The sequence below is a fragment of the Bacillus sp. S4 genome (assembly GCF_040838205.1).
Lineage (GTDB): Bacteria > Bacillota > Bacilli > Bacillales > Bacillaceae_G > Bacillus_A > Bacillus_A cereus_U.
The window spans coordinates 1-3,284 of record NZ_JBFPJI010000344.1 but is presented as its reverse complement, the minus strand read 5'-3'; the positions used below and the strand labels follow the sequence as shown (position 1 = coordinate 3,284).

Here is a 3,284-nt window from a genome sequence, read left to right as displayed (position 1 = left end):
ATATAAATAGAGTGAAAAATAATTACAATGAATGTAAAGGAACCTTGACGTAAAGTTTCCTTTACATATATACTCAGTATAAGGAAGGAGGGAGAAATTTCCTTGGAAAATAAAATGGTCGAATATCGAAAAAAATTTGGACTATCCCAAGAAAAATTGGCTGAGAAACTTGGGGTTTCCAGACAAACCATCATTTCAATTGAAAAAGGGAAATATGATCCATCACTTCCATTAGCATTTGAAATTGCAAAAACATTTCAAACAACGATAGAACATGTATTTATTTATGAGGGAAAAGAAGAGGAGGCATAGAGATGAATTATTCACAAAAGTACTTTGTAATTATGGGAATTATTTTTCTGTTTATGAGCGGATTTATGGTACTAACAGGTGTAATGACGCATTCTGCACCGCCGGCAGTAACTTATCCGTTACTTGCAATGATGATTATGAGTTTCTGCTTAAGTTACTTACACCCGCAATTTAAAGAAAAAGATGAGCGAATGAAACTCATTCGTTATAAAGGAATGTTCGTGACATTTTTTGCATTAACAGCATACTATCTTCTTTTCTCGATTGGCTTAAACTTAAAAGTAATTACACTATCTGCGGTTGAACTATTGAACATATTAATGGCACTTACGATGAGTACAGTCTTTATCTCGTTTGTTGTTTTATCGAAAAGATATTAAGATGTAAGAGAGAAAGGAAGATTAACATATGCAAATGATGTACGCTTTTGGTATGGGGCTTGTTTTATTTTTAGCGGTGTTCCTATTTATTCGTAAAGACGTCCAGGGCGGGACGTTAACGAAACGAGGATTTTATAAAATGATCGGCTGTTTAGTTGTTATGTTTATAGCGATTATCGTAATGATCGTTTTAATTAATAAAACATTATAGAATTTAAAAACGGAACCTTACTTTACAGTAAGGTTTTTCTATTTGAAATTAATACTAAAAATAACCATAAAAACCATTTACTAACTATATTTCCTGTTATATAATCCAATAAAATGATAGAAAGGAGAATAGTATATGAACAAAAAAGCTATCTTCTTTTTATTAACATGTCTACTACTTATAGCTAGTATTACTTATATAATATGTAACAAACGAGAACATGTACCACCTATATTAGTATGGGAGGGCCAGGAATACTACATTACGAATGAACCTGCCAAAGCAGAAGAAGTCGGACAAAAACTTGGCGAAGTGACGAAGGAAATTGAAACAAGCAAACAGCCTACTAAAGATAATGAATCCAACAAACTACAAGAAAAAACAGAAGTATTTGAAATGATTTTAGAAGAAGAGGATGAAAGGCGCCCCATACTCGTAAAAGAACCTACTAGTGAAGAATATAGAGTAGCAAGGCCGATGTTAAAACAAGTACTATAATGAAAAGGAGATTCATATGCAGACAGTAACCTCATATCCATGGTCGTTAAGAAAAATATTTGTCTTTTTCCTTTGCTTTATTCTGCCTCCTATCGGTGCCATTTACATTTTGATGAATAGAGAGGCATTACAAAAAAGAGATATCATTTCATACCTATTATTTGCGGCTACTAATATATCACTTTGGTTATCGCTTATGGTTTTTGATCGGAGCATGTGGATGGTAGCAGGGCATTATGTACTTGGAGTAATTATTATTGTTTTTTCAAATATGAATAAGAGATAAACCAGCAATCTTAAAGTTGCTGGTTTTTATTTTATAAAGAAGGCCTTGTAGAAATACTACAAGGCTCTTTGTCTTTTGGGAAAGAATAGAAAACAAATCATATAAATGATATACTAAAAAATGTTTGTAATGTAAGTTTCATACTATTGTATAGTGATGACTTACTAGAAAAGATAAGAGGAGAATGAACGTGAAAAAGGTAAAGAAATTATTGCTGCTAATGATGGTAATAGGATTAACAGTTGGTGTTCTAGCAGGATGTGCAAACCCGAAAGATACTGCTGAAGAATTTTTAACAGCGATACAAAAAGGTGACCTAGAAAAGGCTCGCACATTTGTTGAAAGTGATAAAGAGTTTAGTAAACTAAATGAAAAAACAGACGATGCTGACGGAAAAGCAATGCTGAGCGCAATTACGAAAAGCTTTAAATTTGAAAAGCTAGAAGAAGTATCAAAAAAGGATGACAAAGCAGAAGTGAAAGTGAAAGTTACATCTGTTGATCTATCTATTGCCGTAACAAAAGCAATGGGAGAAGTTATGCCAATGGCCTTCGCTAGTGCCTTTAGCGAAGACAAAGAGCAATCCGAAAAAGCAATAGAAAAAATGATGACATCAACTATCATCAAAAACTTATCGGATAAAGAGGCAGCAATGGCAACTCGCGAAGTTACATTGAACTTAAAGAAAGACAAAGATGGCGACTACAAAATCGTTGCTGATGACAACCTGAAGGAATTATTATTTGCCAATGCGAAGTCTTTGGAGAAGATGTTTGGTGGGAAGTGATTAACTGGCAGGGTTTTTAGTTTTTATAAGAAGTGACTTGGAAAAAAGAGACACCATATCACCTAATAGGTTGATATGGTGTTTTTTTTATGACCCCGGAGAGGCTCGAACTCACGACCTCCACCCTGTCAAGGTGGCGCTCTCCCTGCTGAGCTACGGGATCTTCAAAAATGCTTATGTAATAGCATCTTTAATCATTATGCTAAAGCAATTATATACAATTAACTGAAATTTTACAATATTTTTATAGTAAGTTTTTAAAGAGATAGTGTAATAGAAAATAGGTTTAATTATAGTGTTTATACTATTATATATGTTTTTATTTTTTTATAAGTAGAAGATAATGAAGTATTATGATTTCCGATACCAATCCAAAGGTCCTTCATCACTCAAATCAACTAGAAAAGGAAATAAGAAGTGTAAAGGTAAGCTTATAAATTCTGGCATAGCGTTCAATGTTTTCTTTGATAGATATTGCCGTCCGAAGCAATACGGACAATCTTTTTCAAATGTTATGAGAAGCGACCATACATCTTTTATTTTCCACTTCGTTTTACAATACGTGCAATGCGCCATGGAGTTCCTCCTCATTTTAAGGTGGTTTCTAATATATTCCATTTGATCGTGCTAAAGTCAAGTGTATTTGGTGTGATAGAATGTAAGTTGGTTTGTTTTTTTATATGGATGTATTCCGTAATTTATGACTAAATGAATGTAGTGTGAGGATTATATAGTAAGAGATTTTCATTTTTAATATGCAAATTGGCCAATATATCCTTTTTACAATTTTCAAGAAATCATGTATAAAAG

General features: G+C 32.9%; 7 protein-coding genes and 1 tRNA gene. 6 read left to right on the top strand and 2 right to left on the bottom strand.

Going from position 1 to position 3,284, the window contains the following annotated elements:
- The first annotated feature begins 102 nt into the window (after nt 1-102).
- From AB3X48_RS19770 to AB3X48_RS19745, 6 genes are all read left to right on the top strand, one after another.
- On the top strand, nt 103-312 hold the full coding sequence (locus AB3X48_RS19770; RefSeq protein ID WP_256416062.1) for a helix-turn-helix transcriptional regulator: 210 nt from the start codon (nt 103-105) through the stop codon (nt 310-312).
- A gap of 2 nt (nt 313-314) precedes the next feature.
- Entirely contained in the window at nt 315-692 is a 378-nt protein-coding gene (locus AB3X48_RS19765; RefSeq protein ID WP_016104217.1) for a hypothetical protein, read from the top strand.
- A gap of 28 nt (nt 693-720) precedes the next feature.
- On the top strand, nt 721-903 hold the full coding sequence (locus AB3X48_RS19760; RefSeq protein ID WP_002011459.1) for a DUF3976 domain-containing protein: 183 nt from the start codon (nt 721-723) through the stop codon (nt 901-903).
- Between the two features lie 135 nt (nt 904-1,038).
- Entirely contained in the window at nt 1,039-1,401 is a 363-nt protein-coding gene (locus AB3X48_RS19755) for a hypothetical protein (RefSeq protein WP_002158818.1), read from the top strand.
- A gap of 16 nt (nt 1,402-1,417) precedes the next feature.
- Nucleotides 1,418-1,687, top strand: coding sequence for a hypothetical protein (locus AB3X48_RS19750; RefSeq protein ID WP_016104218.1), 270 nt, complete (start codon nt 1,418-1,420; stop codon nt 1,685-1,687).
- A 190-nt stretch (nt 1,688-1,877) separates the two neighbouring features.
- Nucleotides 1,878-2,474, top strand: a complete 597-nt coding sequence (locus AB3X48_RS19745) for a DUF5105 domain-containing protein (RefSeq protein ID WP_256416061.1) — start codon at nt 1,878-1,880, stop codon at nt 2,472-2,474.
- 90 nt (nt 2,475-2,564) lie between these two features.
- On the opposite strand, the gene AB3X48_RS19740 is transcribed toward AB3X48_RS19745, so the two are convergent.
- Together AB3X48_RS19740 and AB3X48_RS19735 are read right to left on the bottom strand one after the other, a co-directional pair.
- A tRNA-Val gene (locus tag AB3X48_RS19740) sits at nt 2,565-2,637 on the bottom strand.
- Nucleotides 2,638-2,825: 188 nt separating this feature from the next.
- Entirely contained in the window at nt 2,826-3,050 is a 225-nt protein-coding gene (locus AB3X48_RS19735; RefSeq protein ID WP_088098828.1) for a hypothetical protein, read from the bottom strand.
- Nucleotides 3,051-3,284: the final 234 nt, after the last annotated feature.

Coding starts and splice junctions, on each gene's coding strand:
- AB3X48_RS19735 (WP_088098828.1), bottom strand. CDS start 3,050: ATGGCGCATTGCACGTATTGTAAAACGAAGTGGAAAATAAAAGATGTA.
- AB3X48_RS19760 (WP_002011459.1), top strand. CDS start 721: ATGCAAATGATGTACGCTTTTGGTATGGGGCTTGTTTTATTTTTAGCG.
- AB3X48_RS19750 (WP_016104218.1), top strand. CDS start 1,418: ATGCAGACAGTAACCTCATATCCATGGTCGTTAAGAAAAATATTTGTC.
- AB3X48_RS19755 (WP_002158818.1), top strand. CDS start 1,039: ATGAACAAAAAAGCTATCTTCTTTTTATTAACATGTCTACTACTTATA.
- AB3X48_RS19765 (WP_016104217.1), top strand. CDS start 315: ATGAATTATTCACAAAAGTACTTTGTAATTATGGGAATTATTTTTCTG.